At 72.3% G+C, this 15,940-nt stretch carries 16 protein-coding genes; 7 read left to right on the top strand and 9 right to left on the bottom strand.

Translation table 11 applies throughout. The features are described from left to right. Nucleotides 1-52 precede the first annotated feature (52 nt). Both IE274_RS34390 and IE274_RS34385 read left to right on the top strand, forming a co-directional pair. On the top strand, nt 53-3,067 hold the full coding sequence (locus IE274_RS34390; protein ID WP_190119863.1) for an ATP-binding protein: 3,015 nt from the start codon (nt 53-55) through the stop codon (nt 3,065-3,067). A 34-nt stretch (nt 3,068-3,101) separates the two neighbouring features. Beyond that, nucleotides 3,102-4,370, top strand: a complete 1,269-nt coding sequence (locus IE274_RS34385) for an FAD-dependent monooxygenase (RefSeq protein WP_190119862.1) — start codon at nt 3,102-3,104, stop codon at nt 4,368-4,370. Here the strand turns inward: IE274_RS34385 and thiD are convergent. After that, nucleotides 4,343-5,137: a bifunctional hydroxymethylpyrimidine kinase/phosphomethylpyrimidine kinase gene (thiD, locus tag IE274_RS34380; RefSeq protein ID WP_190119861.1), complete on the bottom strand. Its 795-nt coding sequence runs from the start codon at nt 5,135-5,137 to the stop codon at nt 4,343-4,345. The two genes, IE274_RS34385 and thiD, sit on opposite strands and share 28 nt — an antisense overlap. Continuing rightward, nucleotides 5,134-6,102 carry a thiamine-phosphate kinase gene (locus IE274_RS34375; RefSeq protein ID WP_190119860.1) on the bottom strand — a complete coding sequence of 323 codons (969 nt, stop codon included), beginning with the start codon at nt 6,100-6,102 and terminating at the stop codon, nt 5,134-5,136. Before IE274_RS34375 ends, thiD begins: the two co-directional genes overlap by 4 nt. 215 nt (nt 6,103-6,317) lie before the next feature. Between IE274_RS34375 and IE274_RS34370 the strand changes: the two genes are divergently transcribed. Both IE274_RS34370 and IE274_RS34365 read left to right on the top strand, forming a co-directional pair. Further along, complete coding sequence (locus IE274_RS34370) at nt 6,318-6,551, top strand: Lrp/AsnC family transcriptional regulator (RefSeq protein ID WP_016642988.1); 234 nt, start codon at nt 6,318-6,320, stop codon at nt 6,549-6,551. A gap of 20 nt (nt 6,552-6,571) precedes the next feature. Beyond that, a complete protein-coding gene (locus IE274_RS34365; RefSeq protein WP_190119859.1) occupies nt 6,572-7,069 on the top strand; it encodes a DUF3515 domain-containing protein in 498 nt (165 codons plus the stop codon). A 39-nt stretch (nt 7,070-7,108) separates the two neighbouring features. Here IE274_RS34365 and IE274_RS34360 read toward each other — a convergent pair whose 3' ends face one another. The 3 genes from IE274_RS34360 to IE274_RS34350 form a co-directional block, all read right to left on the bottom strand. Next, complete coding sequence (locus IE274_RS34360) at nt 7,109-8,254, bottom strand: D-alanine--D-alanine ligase family protein (protein WP_190119858.1); 1,146 nt, start codon at nt 8,252-8,254, stop codon at nt 7,109-7,111. Nucleotides 8,255-8,347: 93 nt separating this feature from the next. Then, nucleotides 8,348-9,358 (bottom strand): NAD(P)H-dependent glycerol-3-phosphate dehydrogenase, encoded by a 1,011-nt coding sequence (locus IE274_RS34355; protein WP_190119857.1) that lies wholly within the window; start codon nt 9,356-9,358, stop codon nt 8,348-8,350. Then, entirely contained in the window at nt 9,355-10,185 is an 831-nt protein-coding gene (locus IE274_RS34350) for a lysophospholipid acyltransferase family protein (RefSeq protein WP_190119856.1), read from the bottom strand. Before IE274_RS34350 ends, IE274_RS34355 begins: the two co-directional genes overlap by 4 nt. 229 nt (nt 10,186-10,414) lie before the next feature. On the opposite strand from IE274_RS34350, the gene cofC reads away from it, so the two are divergent. Both cofC and IE274_RS39810 read left to right on the top strand, forming a co-directional pair. Beyond that, nucleotides 10,415-11,113: a 2-phospho-L-lactate guanylyltransferase gene (gene cofC, locus IE274_RS34345; protein ID WP_229909995.1), complete on the top strand. Its 699-nt coding sequence runs from the start codon at nt 10,415-10,417 to the stop codon at nt 11,111-11,113. A 13-nt stretch (nt 11,114-11,126) separates the two neighbouring features. Then, nucleotides 11,127-11,330 carry a hypothetical protein gene (locus IE274_RS39810; RefSeq protein WP_229909994.1) on the top strand — a complete coding sequence of 68 codons (204 nt, stop codon included), beginning with the start codon at nt 11,127-11,129 and terminating at the stop codon, nt 11,328-11,330. A gap of 177 nt (nt 11,331-11,507) precedes the next feature. On the opposite strand, the gene IE274_RS34340 is transcribed toward IE274_RS39810, so the two are convergent. The 4 genes from IE274_RS34340 to leuC all read right to left on the bottom strand — a co-directional run bounded on the left by IE274_RS34340 (nt 11,508) and on the right by leuC (nt 14,935). Further along, on the bottom strand, nt 11,508-12,197 hold the full coding sequence (locus IE274_RS34340) for an HU family DNA-binding protein (RefSeq protein ID WP_190119855.1): 690 nt from the start codon (nt 12,195-12,197) through the stop codon (nt 11,508-11,510). A 191-nt stretch (nt 12,198-12,388) separates the two neighbouring features. Continuing rightward, nucleotides 12,389-12,625: an SCO5555 family protein gene (locus IE274_RS34335; protein ID WP_190119854.1), complete on the bottom strand. Its 237-nt coding sequence runs from the start codon at nt 12,623-12,625 to the stop codon at nt 12,389-12,391. 282 nt (nt 12,626-12,907) lie between these two features. Continuing rightward, nucleotides 12,908-13,504, bottom strand: a complete 597-nt coding sequence (gene leuD / locus IE274_RS34330) for a 3-isopropylmalate dehydratase small subunit (protein WP_190119853.1) — start codon at nt 13,502-13,504, stop codon at nt 12,908-12,910. Nucleotides 13,505-13,510: 6 nt separating this feature from the next. After that, entirely contained in the window at nt 13,511-14,935 is a 1,425-nt protein-coding gene (gene leuC, locus IE274_RS34325; RefSeq protein WP_190119852.1) for a 3-isopropylmalate dehydratase large subunit, read from the bottom strand. 188 nt (nt 14,936-15,123) lie between these two features. Here leuC and ndgR point away from each other — a divergent pair, with 188 nt between their 5' ends. Continuing rightward, the gene (ndgR, locus tag IE274_RS34320; protein WP_030361934.1) at nt 15,124-15,840 is read left to right on the top strand and encodes an IclR family transcriptional regulator NdgR; all 717 of its coding nucleotides are present in this window, start codon (nt 15,124-15,126) and stop codon (nt 15,838-15,840) included. Nucleotides 15,841-15,940 lie beyond the last annotated feature (100 nt).

Below are 15,940 nucleotides of genomic sequence, written 5' to 3'. Positions count from 1 at the left end.
CGGGGCCACCGCCGGGCCGCACGCGTGCGTGGTGCCTGCCAGAATCTGACGGATGCGCTTCGGCATCCTCGGCCCGCTCGACGTCCGCACCCCCGACGGCACCCCCTTGGACCCCGGCGGACCGCGCCCCCGCGCACTGCTCACGCTGCTGCTCCTGGACGCGGGCCGCACGGTCCCCGTGGCGCGGCTGACCGACGGGCTGTACGGCGACGAGCCGCCCGCGGGCGCCGCGAACGCCCTGCAGTCCCAGGTCTCCCGGCTGCGCAAGCGCCTGGGTCTGGACATCGGGGCCGTCCCCACCGGCTACTGCCTCACGGTCTCCCCCGAGGACGTCGACCTCCACCGCTTCGAGCGCCTGGCCCGCGAAGGGCGGCGGCTGCTCGGCTCCGGCGATCACGCCCGGGCCGCCGCGCTCCTGCGGGAGGCGCTCGGCCTGTGGCGGGGCCCGGCCCTCGCCGAACTGCCGGACGCCGCTCCCCTCGTCGCCCGGCTCGAAGAGCTGCGCCTGGCCGCCGTTCAGGACCGTGTCGACGCGGACCTCGCGATGGGCGGCGGCCCCGACCTCGTACCGGAACTGCGGGAACTGATCTCCGGGCAGCCGCTGAGCGAACGGCTGTACGGGCAGCTGATGCGGGCGCTGCACGCGGGCGGGCGGCCCGCGGAGGCGCTCACGGTCTACGAAGAGGCGCGGCGGGCCCTCTCCGACGCGCTGGGCGCCGACCCCTCGGCCGAGCTGTCCGCGCTCCACCTGGAGCTGCTGCGGGGGCAGGAACCGGCCAGGCAGCGAGGCGTCCCGGCGCAGGTGACGCGGTTCATCGGGCGGGCCGACGAGCTCGCCCGGATCGGTGCGCTCCTCGCCGACGCCCGCCTGGTGACGCTCACCGGGCCCGGCGGCGCGGGCAAGACGCGGCTCGCCGTGGAGGCCGCCCGCGGGCTGCCGGACGTCTGCTTCGTGGAGCTCGCGCCGCTCGCCGACGGAGCCCAGGTGCCGTACGCGATCCTGACCGCGCTCGGGGTGCGGGACGGCCTGCACGCGCCGGGCGGTGACGCCACCGAGCGGCTGCTGTCCGCGCTGCACGGGCGTGAGCTGCTGCTCGTCCTGGACAACTGCGAGCACCTCGTCGACGCGGCGGCCGCGGTGACCGGGCTGCTGCTCGGCGACTGCCCCGGGGTGCGGGTCCTCGCCACGAGCCGGGAGGGGCTGGGGATCACCGGCGAGGCCCTGTGGCCGGTTCCGCCGCTGGCCGCCGAGCCCGCAGCCCGGCTCTTCGCCGACCGGGCGGCCGCCGTGCGCCCCGACGCGGCAGGCCTCCGCGCCGCGCGCGCACGACGCCTGACCGACGAGATCTGCGCGGCCCTCGACGGACTTCCGCTCGCCATCGAGCTGGCCGCGGCCCGGCTGCGCACCCTCACCCTGGACGAACTCGCCGCGCGGCTCGGCGACCGCTTCCGGCTGCTCTCGCGCGGCGACCGCACGAAGGCGCCCCGGCACCGCACCCTGCACGCGGTCGTCGAGTGGAGCTGGGAGCTGCTCGACGACGAGGAGCGCGACCTCGCCCGCCGTCTGACGGTGTTCCCCTCGGGGGCGACGCTGGACGCGGTGGAGGCGGTCTGCGGGATCCCGTACCCGGAGGACCTGCTCGCCTCGCTCGTGGAGAAGTCGTTCCTCGATGTGACCGACGGGCGCTACGGCATGCTCAGGACCATCCACGCGTTCTGCGCCCGGCAGCTCGCCGCCGCGGGCGAGGAGGAGCGGCTGCGGGACGCACACGCCGCGTACTTCCTGCGCCTGGCCGAGCACGCCGAGCCGATGCTGCGCGGCGGCGACCAACTGCCGTGGCTGGCCGGACTCGCCGCCGAGAGCGGCAACCTGGACGGCGCCCTGCGCCACCTGACCCGCACCGATCCGCACGGCGGGCTGCGGCTGCTGGCCGCCCTCTCCTGGTTCTGGCGGCTGCGGGGGCTGTACGGGGAGCGCAGGGCTCGGGCCCTCGAACTCCTCGACGCCGTCGGTGCGGAGCCGCCGGAGGGCCTCTTCGAGGAGTACGTCCTGTGCGTGATCAACACGATCGCGGGCGACGGCGACGACCCCGCGGAGCCGGAGCGCCTCGCCCGTGCCGACCGTCTCGTCGCCGCGCTGAAGGGCCCGCTCAGGCTGCCGCACCTGGTCGTGCAGTGGTCGGTGGCGGGCGGGCCCGACCACAGCATGACGGAGCTGGTGCGCGCCCAGGTCGGCGCCCACCCCTGGGGGGTGGCGCTGCTGGATCTCGGCCTTGGCTTCCAGGAGCAGTTCGCGGGCCGCCCCGACGCGGCCGAGGCGGCGTTCGCCGGCGCCCTTGCGGGCTTCAGGGAGACCGGGGACCGCTGGGGCATGGCCAACTGTCTCGATCCGCTGGGGATGTTCGCCGACTGGCGGGGCGAGCGGGACCGGGCGCTCGCCCTGCTCGACGAGGGCCTGGTGCACGTACGCGACCTCGCGGCCCCCGAAGAGACCGCCGACCTGCTGCACCAGCGCGCCACGGTCCTGCTGCACCGGGGCGACTTCGAGGAGGCCGCCGCGCACTACACGCGCGCCACCGACCTGGCCCGCACCGCCGGTGTCCCCGACAAGGTGGCGACCGCACGGCGCGGCCTGGGCGACGCGGCCCGCCTCTCCGGAGACACGGCACGCGCGCGTGCGCACTACGAAGCGGCTCTGGAGACGTACGCCGCCAACTGGTTCAGCCTCGGACAGAGCGTGCGGACCCTCGTGGGCCTGGGCCGTACCGCGCTCGCCGAGTCCCGCCCGGAGGAGGCCGCCGACTGGGTGGAGCAGGCCCGCGTCCTGGCCTCGGACACCGGGGAGCTGGCCGAGGTCGCCGAGGCGCTGGCGGCCGTCGCCACGGACCCCGAGGAGGCCGCCCGGCTCCTGGGAGCCGCGCACGGCCTGCGCGGCACCTTGATCGCCGGTGACCCCGATGTCGTACGCGTTGAGGCAGCGACCCGCGCGCGGCTCTCTCCGGAGGCGTACGAGAAGGCATTCGAGCAGGGCCGCAGCCTGCGGTCAGCGGCGGTCAGGGAACGGTAGGCGCACGGTCAGCGGCCGCGCCGAGGCTGCCCCCATGACGACCTCGACGAACACCTCGCAGACCGCCACCCACAGCCTCGCCCACCTGAACGTCCTCATCTCCGGCGCCAGCGTCGCGGGCCCCGCGCTCGCCCTCTGGCTCGCCCGCTACGGAGCCCGCGTCACCGTTCTGGAGAAGGCGCCCGCCCTCCGCGAGGGCGGCTTCGCCGTCGACTTCAGGGGCGAGGTGCACCGCACCGTGCTGCGCCGCATGGGCATCTGGGACGAGGTCCACCGCAGGCAGACGCACATGGGCCGGCAGACCATCGTCGAGGCCGACGACCAGGAGCGGGTGGACCTGCCCGCGTTCCTGATGAGCGGCGACGTGGAGATCTTCCGCGGGGAGCTCTCCAAGATCCTGTACGAGCGGACCAAGGACCGCGTGGAGTACGTCTTCGGAGACTCCGTCGCCTCGCTGACCGAGGACTCCGAAGGCATCGACGTGACCTTCGACCACGGCGCCCCCCGCCGCTTCGACCTCGTCGTCGGCGCCGACGGGCTGCACTCCCACACGCGCCGTCTGGTCTTCGGCGACGAGTCTCAGTACCTGCGCTTCCTCGGCTACTACGTGGCGGGGTTCGGCGTCCCCAACCACCTCGGCCTGGACCGCACCGCACGGATCTACAGCGAACCCGGCCGCAGCCTCATGGTCAGCAACTACGACGGCGACCCGGCGCGGGCCGGGGTGGGCCTGGTCTTCGCGTCCGAGCGGCTCGACTACGACCGGCACGACCTCGGACAGCAGAAGGAGATCCTCGCCGACCGGTTCGCGGGCCTGGGCTGGACGCACGCGGCAACGGCCCTGGAGGGCCTGGAGAGCGCCGGGGACCTGTACTTCGACGCCATCGCGCAGATCCACGTCGACCGGCTCTCCCAGGGCCGTGTGGTCCTTCTCGGCGACGCCGGGTACGGCGCCACGATGGGCGGCATCGGGACCGGCACCGCGCTGGTCTGCGCGTACGTCCTGGCCGGTGAGCTCGCGGCCGCGCGGGGCGACCACCGGGTCGGCTTCGCCGCGTACGAGGCGGAGATCCGCGCCTACGCGAAGGGCTGCCAGAAGACCTCCGGCAACGCGGGTCCCTTCCTCGCACCGGCGACCGAGAAGAAGATCCGCAGTCGCGACCGGATGTACCGGATGCTCAGCTCCCGCTTCCTGGCGGGCTTCTTCAAGAAGCTCACAGAGAAGGCCGCGAGCGACCTCACGCTCAAGGACTACGCCCGGCAGCCCGCCGCGGACTACGCCTCCCTGAACCGCCAGCCGTGATCCACCGGCCCGATCCCGCCGCCGAGTGCGAACCCGGCGGCGATCGCCCCGGTGACGTACTCCTTGGCGGCGCTGACGGCCTGCGGGACGCTCTGCCCCTTCGCCAGCTGCGAGGCGATCGCGCTGGCGAGGGTGCAGCCGGTGCCGTGGGTGTGGCGGTTGTCGTGGCGCGGGGAGCGCAGCCAGTGCTCTTCGGACCCGTCGGTCAGGAGGTCGACGGCGTCTCCGGAGAGGTGGCCGCCCTTGATGACGACCCACGTGGGCCCGTAGCCGAGGACAGCCGTCGCGGCGCGGCGCATGTCGGCCTCGGACTCGACGTGCACGCCGGTCAGTTGGGCGACCTCGTCGAGGTTGGGGGTGGCGACCGTGGCGGCGGGGAGGAGCTTGGTGCGGACGGAGTCGAGCGCGGAGGCGGCGAGCAGCGCGTCCCCGTGCTTGGAGACGCCGACCGGGTCGACGACGGCGGGGGCGTCGGTGGCGGCGATCAACTCCGCGACCGCCTCGACCAGTTCCGCGGAGGCCAGCATCCCCGTCTTGACGGCCTGGACGCCGATGTCGTCGACGACGCTGCGGTACTGCGCCCGCACGGCCGCCACGGGCAGCTCCCAAGCGCCCTGCACACCCAGCGAGTTCTGCGCGGTGACAGCCGTGACGACGCTCATGCCGTGCGTGCCGAGCGCGAGCATCGTCTTCAGGTCGGCCTGGATCCCGGCCCCGCCCCCGGAGTCGGAGCCCGCGACGGTGAGCACCCGCGGCGGCGCGGTCACTCGCCGCCGCCGTTCTCCCCGAAGTGGTCCCAGCCCTGGCTGGTCCAGGGCGCGCCGTCGACGGTGACCTGGGGCTGCGCCGAGGGGTTGAGGACCTCGCCGATGACCTTCCAGCGCGCGGGCAGCTTCACGTCGGAGGGGAAGGTCGCCACGATCGCGTGGTCCTCGCCGCCGTTGAGCACCCACTGGAGCGGGTCGACGCCGACGGCCTGACCGATGTCGTTCATCTGCGAGGGCACGTCCACGTCGCCGGAGCGGATGTCGATGCGCACCTTGCTGGCCTCGGCGATGTGGCCGAGGTCGGCGATCAGGCCGTCGCTGACGTCCGTCATGGCGGTCGCGCCGAGCCCGGCGGCGGCGGGGCCCGCGTGGTACGGCGGCTCGGGCCTGCGGTGGGCCTCCACGAAGGCGCGCGGCGAGCGGAAGCCGCGGGAGAGCACGGCGTGCCCGGCGGCGGACCAGCCGAGCCAGCCGGTGACGGCGACGGCGTCGCCGGGCTGGGCGCCCGCGCGCGTGACCGGTTCGTGGTTGCGCAGGTCGCCGAGGGCGGTGATCGACACGGTGATGGTGTCGCCGCGGACGACGTCGCCGCCGACGACGGCCGCGCCCGCGACCTGGCACTCGTCGCGCAGTCCGTCCATGAGCTCGATGGGCCAGCTCGCGGGGAGTTCGGCGGGCACCACGAGGCCGAGCAGGATCGCGGTGGGCACGGCGCCCATGGCCGCGATGTCGGCGAGGTTCTGGGCGGCGGCCTTGCGGCCGACGTCGTAGGCCGTGGACCAGTCGCGGCGGAAGTGCCGGCCCTCCAGGAGGATGTCGGTGCTGGCCACGACCCTGCGGTCCGGGGCGGCCACGACCGCGGCGTCGTCGCCGGGGCCGAGACGTACGGCCGGAGTGGAGGTGAGCCGCGAGGTGAGCTCCTTGATGAGCCCGAACTCGCCCAACTCGCCGACGGTGCCCTTCATGCGCGTGCTGCTCCTTCTGCCACGGTCGCCGCGGTCCGCTTGCGGTCGCGAGCCGTCCCTGTCGTCGGTACGGTCGACGTGACCGTCAACCTGTGTTGTCCGTCCGCCGCGATGTGCGCGCCACAGCTCACCCGGGTCTCCCCGTGGCGTGCGACGACGCGGTACCGTGGCGTCCCTTCTCCCCACATGATCCTCGTGGCCGCCCTGGAGGTTCCGTGGTACAGGCGTACATCCTGATCCAGACCGAGGTCGGCAAGGCGTCGACCGTCGCCGAGCTGATCGGCAAGATCCCGGGAGTGATCCAGGCCGAGGACGTGACCGGTCCCTACGATGTCATCGTGCGCGCGCAGGCGGACACGGTCGACGAACTCGGCCGCATGGTGGTCGCCAAGGTCCAGCAGGTGGACGGCATCACCAGAACCCTGACCTGCCCGGTCGTGCACTTGTAGCCCCCGTCTACCCTGGCCCGGTGAACTTCCCCCGTCTCCGGCGCCGCTGTCTCATAGGTGCGGCCGCTTGCGCAACGCTGATCGCGTCAACGGCCTGCTCATCAACGGACGACACAGCGTCGGTGGTGGTTCCGTCCCCGGCCGCGAAGGCCGCGGGGCTCTGCCGGGATCTGCGTGCTCAGCTCCCGAAGAAGGTCGACGGTCTGGAGCGCACCGACCCCGGACCGAAGTCGGAGTTGACCGCCGGGTGGGGAGACCCGGCGATCATACTGCGCTGCGGTGTGGAGCGGCCCCCCGAGATGTCCGACCCCGAGGTGGCCAAGTCGGACGGCGTGAAGGTGAACGGCGTCGCCTGGCTGCTTCAGAAGCGCGACGACGGCTCGTACGTCTTCACCACCGCGCTGCGCCAGGCCTACGTAGAAGTGCGTTTGCCCAAGGAGCGGGCGGGGGGCGGCCTCAGCCCGCTCACGGACTTCGCCGCGCCGATCAAGAAGACCATCCCCCAGGGTGTCGCCTGACCGGGTCCGGCCCAGGCGACACCCGTACGGGACGAACGGCTAGCGCAGCCCCGTGGACCGGTCCAGCGCCGCCTGGATGAGGCGGTCCACCAGCTCCGCGTAGCCGACGCCGCTCTTCTCCCACATCTGCGGGTACATGGAGATCGGCGTGAAGCCCGGCATCGTGTTGATCTCGTTGATGACGAACTGCCCGTCCTCGGTGAGGAAGAAGTCCGCGCGCACCAGGCCCTCACAGGACGTCGCCTCGAAGGCCGCGACCGCGAGCCGCTGCACCTCGGCGGTCTCCTCGGCGGTCAGCGGGGCGGGCACCAGACCGGGCGTCGAGTCGATGTACTTCGCCTCGAAGTCGTAGTAGTCGTGCGCCTGCACCGGCGGGATCTCGGCGGGCACGCTCGCGCGGGGGCCGTCCTCGAACTCCAGGACGCCGCACTCGATCTCGCGGCCGCGGAGCAGCGCCTCCACGATGATCTTCGGGTCGTGGCGCTGCGCCTCCGCGATGGCCTCGTCGAGGCCTTCGAAGGAGTCGACCTTGGTGATGCCGATCGAGGAGCCCGCGCGCGCGGGCTTGATGAACAGCGGCCAGCCGTGCTCGCCCGCGAAGTCCGCGACGCGCTGCCGGGCGTTCTTCTCCTCGCGCTGCCACTCGCGGGGCCGGATCACCAGGTACGGGCCGACGGGCAGCCCGAAGGAGGTGAAGACCCGCTTCATGTACTCCTTGTCCTGGCCGACGGCCGAGGCGAGCACGCCCGCGCCCACGTACGGCACGCCGGACAGCTCCAGGAGCCCCTGGAGGGTGCCGTCCTCGCCGTACGGGCCGTGCAGCATCGGGAAGACCACGTCGACCTCGCCGAGCACCTTGGGCACGGCGCCGGGCTCGCTGTAGACGACCTCGCGGTTGCCGGGATCGACGGGCAGGACGACGCCGCCCTCGGTGGACTCGGCGAGCTCGGTGACGCTGGGCACCTTGCGGTCGGCGATGGCCATCCGGTCGGGGTCGTCCGCGGTCAGCGCCCAGCGCCCGTCCGTCGTGATGCCGATCGGCAGCACGTCGTACTTGGTCCGGTCGATGGCACGCAGTACGGCACCGGCGGTGACGACGGAGATGCCGTGCTCCGAGCTGCGGCCGCCGAACACGACGGCCACACGCGGCTTGCGGGGGCTCTGGGGGAGGTTCTCGCTGCTCATATCGCTTCGAGCGTACCCGGTGGCCTCAGCGGAGTCAGTGCGCCGCCGGTGACCGGCGGGTCAGCGGGAGCACGGCCCGAACCCTCGCGGGCGTCAGCGGCGCTCGGGCTTGGCGCTGCGCGACATCAGCTCCTTGAGGGCGACCAGCGGCGGCGTGCCCTCGTGCACGATGCCCACGACCGTCTCGGTGATCGGCATGTCGACGCCGTGCCTGCGGGCCAGATCGAGCACGGACTCGCAGGACTTGACGCCCTCCGCGGTCTGCTTGGTGACCGCGATGGTCTCCTGCAGGGTCATGCCCTTGCCGAGGTTGGTGCCGAAGGTGTGGTTGCGCGAGAGCGGCGAGGAGCAGGTCGCCACCAGGTCGCCGAGGCCCGCGAGCCCGGCGAACGTCAGCGGGTCGGCGCCCATGGCGAGGCCGAGCCGGGTGGTCTCGGCGAGGCCGCGCGTGATGAGCGAGCCCTTGGTGTTGTCGCCGAGGCCCATGCCGTCCGCGATGCCGACGGCGAGCCCGATGACGTTCTTGACCGCGCCGCCGAGTTCGCAGCCGACGACGTCGGTGTTGGTGTACGGCCGGAAGTACGGGGTGTGGCAGGCGGCCTGGAGGCGCTGGGCGACCGATTCGTCCGTGCACGCGACCACGGACGCGGCGGGCTGGCGGGCGGCGATCTCGCGGGCCAGGTTGGGCCCGGTGACGACGGCGATCCGCTCGGCGGGGGCCTTGGTGACGTCCTCGACGACCTCGCTCATGCGCATGGCGGAGCCCAGCTCGACGCCCTTCATCAGCGACACGAGCACCGTGTCGGGGGCGAGCAGCGGGGCCCAGGCGGCGAGGTTGCCGCGCAGCGTCTGCGAGGGCACGGCGAGCACGGTGAAGTCGGCGTCGGCCGCGGCGGCGGCCGGGTCGGTGGTGGCGGTCAGGTTCCGCGGCAGCTCGACGCCCGGCAGGTAGTCCGGGTTGGTGTGCGTGGAGTTGACCGCGGCGGCGAGTTCGGCGCGGCGGGCCCACAGGGTGACGTCGCAGCCGGCGTCGGCCAGGACCATCCCGAAGGCCGTCCCCCACGAGCCGGTTCCGAAGACGGCAGCCTTCAGGGGCTTGGTCACTTGCTCTCCTCCGAACTGCCTTGCTCTGTACGGCTGCTGGCGCCCCCGGCGGGCGCGTCCCCCTCGGCCTCGGCCGAGGCCCCGGACGTCCCGGTCGCCTTGGCCTTGCGGCGCTGCGCGAGACGAACCTCACGCGGGTCGTAACGCTTCTGCGGGGCCTTCTCGCCGCGCAGCTCCTCCAGGAGCTCGGTGATGGCCGCCATGATGGCCTCGGTGGCCTCCTTCAGGAGGTCCGGGGTCATCTCCTTGTCGTAGAAGCGCGCCAGGTCGACCGGCTCGCCGGCGAGCACGTGGTGCGTCTTGCGGGGCAGCACGTCGGGCTTCTTCGCGTACGGCGGCAGCACCTCGTTGGCGCCCCACTGGGCCACCGGAATGACCGGGCACTTGGTCTGCAGGGCCACGCGCGCGACACCCGTCTTGGCCGTCATGGGCCACAGGTCGGGGTCGCGGGTGAGGGTGCCCTCGGGGTAGAACGCCACGCATTCGCCGCGCTCGACGGCCTCGATGGCGGCCCGGAAGGCGCTCAGCGCGTTGGTGGTCTCGCGGTAGACGGGGATCTGCCCGGTGCCCCGCATGAACGCCCCGATGAAGCCCTTCTTGAAGAGCCCGTGCTTGGCGAGGAAACGCGGGACCCGCCCGGTGTTGTACTGAAAGTGGGCGTACGCGAACGGGTCGAGATGCGAATTGTGGTTCACGGCGGTGATAAAACCGCCGTCGGCCGGAATGTTCTCCATTCCCCGCCAGTCCCGCTTGATCAGAACCAACAGCGGCGGTTTAGCGATGACCGCCGCCAAGCGGTACCAGAAGCCGATTCTGCGGCGGGACACTCGGACACCTTCCTCCATGAGCCTGGTCGGCCGCACAAGTGTCGCCCCGGGCTGCCGTCCTGTCGAGAACACCGTACGCCCACCCGTCCGCCCTCCCCCCGTCACGCCCCTTGCGGCCCGTTCGCGCCGGGGAACGGCCCGGCGCACCGGCCGCCGCCCCCGCACCCCACCTCCCGTCCGCCCCCTTCCCGCAGGTCACAATGGGCTCACGCGAAGGACGGAGCCGGGCGTGCAGTGGACCGTGGTGATACCGCTCAAGCCCCTGGAGCGGGCCAAGAGCCGCCTCGCGCCCGCCGCCGGAGACGGCCTGCGGCCCGCGCTGGCCCTCGCGTTCGCGCAGGACACGGTGGCCGCGGCGGTGGCCTGCCCGGCGGTGCGGGATGTGGTGGTCGTCACGGACGACGTCCGCGCGAGCCGCGAACTGGCCGCGCTCGGCGCCCGCGTCGTCCCCGACACCCCGGGAGACGGCCTCAACGCCGCCCTGGCGCACGCGGCGCACCAGGTGCGTTCCTGGCACCCCGAGGCACCCGTGGCGGCCCTCAACGCCGATCTGCCCGCGCTGCGCCCCCGCGAATTGGCCCGCGTCCTCGATGCCGCCGCCCCATTCCCCCGCGCTTTTCTCGCGGACGCCGCGGGAATCGGCACGACGCTGCTCACCGCGGCCCCCGGCACGGAATTGCGGCCCCAATTCGGCGGGCCGTCCCGGGCGCGCCACCGGGACTCGGGAGCGGTGGAACTCGGCAGCGGGCAGGCCGGGGCCGCTGGGGTCACCGGGGCTGCTGGGGCCGCTGGAGCCACCACCGACATCGGCCGCGCCGGTTCCGTGCGCCAGGACGTGGACACCGGCGACGACCTGCGGGCCGCGCTCGCCCTGGGCGTGGGTCCGCACACGGCCGCGGCGGCCGCCGGGCTGCTGATCCCGGACTGAGTACGCTTCCCCCATGCAGGCCACCGCGTACACGTACGACTCCGACACCCGCACGGGCAGCGTGCTCCTCGACGACGGCACCCCGGTGCCCTTCGACACCCCGGCGTTCGACGCCGGCGGCCTGCGCCTGCTCAGGCCCGGCCAGCGGGTCCGCATCGAGGTGACCGGCGAGGGCGAGGCGCGCCGCATCACGCTGGTGACGCTGCAGACCTTCTGACCGGTACTGCCGCGGCCCCTCTGACCGGGCCGCCGAACGAGCCGCCGAACGGACCGCCGACCGCGGGCCGGACGACGCCCCGCAGCCGCGAAGCGCCCCTCGCCCCCCTCCCCCGGACACGCCGCGGGCCGGGCTCCCCCAGGGGAGCCCGGCCCGGTGCGTGAGTGCCCTCAGCCCTTACTTCTTGCGGGCGGTGGCCTTCTTGGCGGTGGTCTTGCGCGCCGTGGACTTCTTGGCGGGCGCCTTCTTGGCCGTGGCCTTCTTGGCCGGAGCCTTCTTGGCGGCAGCCTTCTTGGCGGTGGTCTTCTTCGCCGTGGCGGCCTTGGCCGTCTTCTTGGCCGTCGTCGCCTTCTTGGCCGTGGCCGTCTTCGCCGTCTTCTTGGCGGTGGCCTTCTTGGCCGTCGTCGCCTTCTTGGCCGTGGCCGTCTTCGCCGTCTTCTTGGCGGTGGCGGTCTTCTTCGCCGTGGCCTTCTTCGCCGTGACCTTCTTGGCGGTGGCCTTCTTGGTGGCGGCCTTGGCGGTGGTCTTGGTGCCGCCCGAAAGGCTGCCCTTGGGCGCCTTCTTGACCGCCACGTCGTTCTTCGGGAGCTTCTTCGAGCCGCTCACCAGGTCCTTGAAGCCCTGGCCCGCGCGGAAGCGGGGCACCGAGGTCTTCTTGACCCGGACGCGCTCCCCGGTCTGCGGGTTGCGGGCGTACCGGGCCGGGCGGTCGACCTTCTCGAACGAGCCGAAGCCGGTGACCGAAACCCGGTCGCCACTGACGACGGCACGGACGATGGCGTCCAGGACCGCGTCCACGGCGTCGGCGGCCTGCTGACGGCCACCGACCTTGTCGGCAATCGCTTCTACGAGCTGCGCCTTGTTCACGTCTTCCCCTTCGGAGACATTGCCTGAAGCGAATGCGCCAGGCTTTTTCGCACGTTAGGCAGATATATACCGCAAATCAAACACGAAACGGGCTAATCACCCTTGTGCCGCAACGACCTGAGCTCTCGAGGAGTTCCTCGAAGGCCCGTTGAGGCCCGTTGGGACACAGCAGGCCCGTTGGGGCCCGCCACTCAGCCGTCTTCAGGGATTCGGCCCTCGTCGCCTTCGTCGAGGTACGCCATCAACCGCTCCAGACGCCTTGCCGCATCGGCGAGATCGTGTTTGGCCGCGGCCGTAATGACCAGCAGCTTCCGGGTCAGCGCCATCCGTACGCCCTCCGGGACTTGCAGTGCGCGCACTCGGGAGTGCGCTTCCTTCAACTGGTCCGCCACGAGTCCGTAGAGCTCGAGTTGGTCGTCGCGTCCCATGCACCGATTGTGCCATCTGGGGCGAGTTGTCGCCTCCGCAGGGGGTAACTACCCTCCTCCGGCGCCCATCTGAGGATAACCGCATCCCCGGGGTGCAAGTGGATTTCCGGCCTCTTCTGCCCTTCAGATCAAGGCAGTTGAGACCACCCGTTCAGGTCATCGGGGACATACGAGGGCCGGACACAGATGTACCCCCAACCGTCCACGATTGGGGGTACATCGGGTGCCGGAGCGCCCTCGGGCAACTCGCGAAGGGGCGCTGGGCCGCCCGGGGGACGTGCGTCAGGCGGCCTGCACGGTGCGCGGCTTGTGGGCGGGGCGCCGGGACTCGTAGACCGCGATGTCCTGCTCGTTCTGGAGGGTGATGCTGATGTCGTCCAGGCCGTTCAGGAGTCGCCAGCGGGCGTTCTCGTCCAGCTCGAAGGAGGCGGTGACGCCGGGGGCGCGAACTTGGCGTTCGTGCAGGTCGACGGTGATCTCGACGGTCGGGTCGGCCTCCGTGAGCGCCCACAGCTCGTCCACGGTCGACTGCTCCAGAACCACCGTGAGCAGGCCGTTCTTGAGCGAGTTCCCGCGGAAGATGTCGGCGAAGCGGGCCGAGATGACGGCCTTGAAGCCGTAGTTCTGCAGCGCCCAGACGGCGTGCTCGCGGGAGGATCCGGTGCCGAAGTCGGGCCCGGCGACCAGGACCGTGGCACCCGCGCGCTCGGGCTTGTTGAGCACGAACTCGGAGTCCTTGCGCCAGGCCTCGAAGAGCCCGTCCTCGAACCCGTCCCTGGTGACCTTCTTCAGCCAGTGGGCGGGGATGATCTGGTCGGTGTCGACGTTGCTGCGGCGCAGCGGTACGGCCCGGCCGGTGTGGGTGGTGAAGGCTTCCATGGCTGATCAGACTCCGGCGGTCGTGGGGGCGTCGGCGAGGTCGGCGGGCGAGGAGAGCCGGCCGGTCACGGCGGTGGCGGCGGCGACCTGCGGCGACACCAGGTGGGTGCGCCCGCCCTTGCCCTGGCGGCCCTCGAAGTTGCGGTTGGAGGTGGACGCGGAGCGCTCGCCGGGGGCGAGTTGGTCGGGGTTCATGCCCAGGCACATCGAGCAGCCCGCGTGCCGCCATTCGGCGCCGGCCGCGGTGAACACCTTGTCCAGGCCCTCCTCGACGGCCTGCAGGGCGACCCGCACCGAGCCGGGGACCACCAGCATCCGTACGCCGTCGGCGACTTTGCGGCCGTCCAGGACGGCGGCGGCCGAGCGGAGGTCTTCGATACGGCCGTTGGTGCAGGAGCCTACGAAGACGGTGTCCACCTTGATGTCCCGCAGCCGCTGTCCGGCGGTCAACCCCATGTATTCCAGGGCCTTTTCGGCGGCGAGCCGCTCCGAAGCGTCTTCGTACGAAGCCGGGTCGGGGACGTCCGCCGACAGCGGCAGGCCCTGGCCCGGGTTGGTGCCCCAGGTGACGAACGGCGACAGCTCGGCGGCGTCGATGTAGACCTCGGCGTCGAAGACCGCGTCGTCGTCGGTGCGCAGCGTCCGCCAGTACGCGACGGCCTCGTCCCAGTCGGCGCCCTGCGGGGCGTGGGCGCGGTCCTTGATGTACGCGAAGGTCGTCTCGTCGGGGGCGATCATGCCCGCGCGGGCACCGGCCTCGATGGACATGTTGCAGATGGTCATGCGGGCCTCCATCGAGAGCTTCTCGATGGCCGGGCCGCGGTACTCCAGGATGTAGCCCTGGCCGCCGCCGGTGCCGATCCGGGCGATGATGGCGAGGATCAGGTCCTTGGCGGTGACGCCGTCGGGCAGTTCGCCGTCGATGGTGATGGCCATGGTCTTCGGGCGGGCCAGCGGCAGCGTCTGGGTCGCGAGCACGTGCTCGACCTGCGAGGTGCCGATGCCGAAGGCCAGCGCGCCGAAGGCGCCGTGGGTGGAGGTGTGGGAGTCGCCGCAGACCACCGTGGTGCCGGGCTGGGTCAGTCCCAGCTGCGGTCCCACCACGTGGACAACGCCCTGCTCGACGTCGCCGAGCGGGTGCAGCCGGACGCCGAACTCGGCGCAGTTCTTGCGCAGCGTCTCCAGCTGGGCGCGGGAGACGGGGTCGGCGATGGGCTTGTCGATGTCGAGGGTCGGGGTGTTGTGATCCTCGGTGGCGATGGTGAGATCGAGGCGCCGCACCTGACGCCCGGCCTGCCGGAGGCCGTCGAACGCCTGCGGGCTGGTCACCTCGTGCAGCAGGTGCAGATCGATGAAGAGGAGGTCGGGCTCGCCTTCGGCGCGCCGGACGACGTGGTCGTCCCAGACCTTCTCCGCGAGAGTCCTACCCATCGCTTTCCCTCCGACCGGCGTCGTGCGCCGGCCCAACTAGAGAATCAGTTCGCCGACGCCGTCCCCTCGTGAACTCCGCGCCGGACGCCGGCCGCGAGTCCGTTGGTCTGCGGACCGCTCCTACAGAGTGGCGGGTTCCCAGGAATTTTGAACTTGCGTTTCACAGAGTGAGACGCGAGTATCGTTGCATGGACAACTCTAGCGGCGTCGGCGTTCTCGACAAGGCAGCCCTTGTCTTGAGCGCCCTGGAGTCCGGTCCCGCCACCCTTGCCGGGTTGGTCGCGGCCACCGGTCTTGCACGACCCACGGCTCATCGTCTGGCCGTGGCCTTGGAACACCACCGGATGGTGGCGCGCGACATGCAGGGCCGTTTCATCCTGGGCCCGCGCCTGGCCGAGCTGGCCGCGGCGGCGGGCGAGGACCGCCTGCTCGCGACGGCCGGTCCGGTACTGACGCATCTGCGGGACGTGACGGGCGAGAGCGCGCAGTTGTATCGCCGCCAGGGCGACATGCGCATCTGCGTGGCGGCCGCGGAGCGGCTCTCGGGCCTCCGGGACACGGTGCCGGTGGGTTCGACGCTCACGATGAAGGCGGGTTCGTCGGCGCAGATCCTGATGGCCTGGGAGGAGCCGGAGCGGCTGCACCGGGGCTTGCAGGGCGCACGTTTCACGGCGACGGCCTTGTCGGGTGTACGCCGCCGGGGCTGGGCCCAGTCGATCGGTGAGCGGGAGCCGGGGGTGGCGTCGGTGTCGGCGCCGGTGCGCGGTCCGTCGAACCGGGTGGTGGCTGCCGTCTCGGTCTCCGGACCGATCGAGCGCCTGACGCGGCACCCGGGCCGGATGCATGCCCAAGCCGTGATCGACGCGGCCGGCCGCCTCTCCGAAGCGCTGCGCCGCACCAGCTGACGCAGCCACCCCTCACCTCCGGGCCCGCGGCTTCAACGCCGCAGCGGCGGGCGGGAGTTGGGGGGCACCCCCGTACACGAAGAAGCCCTCCCCGACCGGG

Origin of the sequence: Streptomyces flavofungini (assembly GCF_014650815.1) — a bacterium.
In the GTDB taxonomy this organism is placed as follows: Bacteria; Actinomycetota; Actinomycetes; order Streptomycetales; family Streptomycetaceae; genus Streptomyces; species Streptomyces flavofungini.
This window is presented reverse-complemented; position numbering and strand designations above follow the sequence as displayed.

What these genes read in the sequence shown, in the direction of transcription:
- leuC (WP_190119852.1), bottom strand. Translation starts at nt 14,935, where the DNA reads ATGGGTAGGACTCTCGCGGAGAAGGTCTGGGACGACCACGTCGTCCGG.
- IE274_RS34360 (WP_190119858.1), bottom strand. Translation starts at nt 8,254, where the DNA reads ATGAGCAGCGAGAACCTCCCCCAGAGCCCCCGCAAGCCGCGTGTGGCC.
- ndgR (WP_030361934.1), top strand. Translation starts at nt 15,124, where the DNA reads ATGGACAACTCTAGCGGCGTCGGCGTTCTCGACAAGGCAGCCCTTGTC.
- IE274_RS39810 (WP_229909994.1), top strand. Translation starts at nt 11,127, where the DNA reads ATGCAGGCCACCGCGTACACGTACGACTCCGACACCCGCACGGGCAGC.
- leuD (WP_190119853.1), bottom strand. Translation starts at nt 13,504, where the DNA reads ATGGAAGCCTTCACCACCCACACCGGCCGGGCCGTACCGCTGCGCCGC.
- IE274_RS34375 (WP_190119860.1), bottom strand. Translation starts at nt 6,102, where the DNA reads ATGAAGGGCACCGTCGGCGAGTTGGGCGAGTTCGGGCTCATCAAGGAG.
- IE274_RS34335 (WP_190119854.1), bottom strand. Translation starts at nt 12,625, where the DNA reads ATGGGACGCGACGACCAACTCGAGCTCTACGGACTCGTGGCGGACCAG.
- IE274_RS34390 (WP_190119863.1), top strand. Translation starts at nt 53, where the DNA reads ATGCGCTTCGGCATCCTCGGCCCGCTCGACGTCCGCACCCCCGACGGC.
- IE274_RS34385 (WP_190119862.1), top strand. Translation starts at nt 3,102, where the DNA reads ATGACGACCTCGACGAACACCTCGCAGACCGCCACCCACAGCCTCGCC.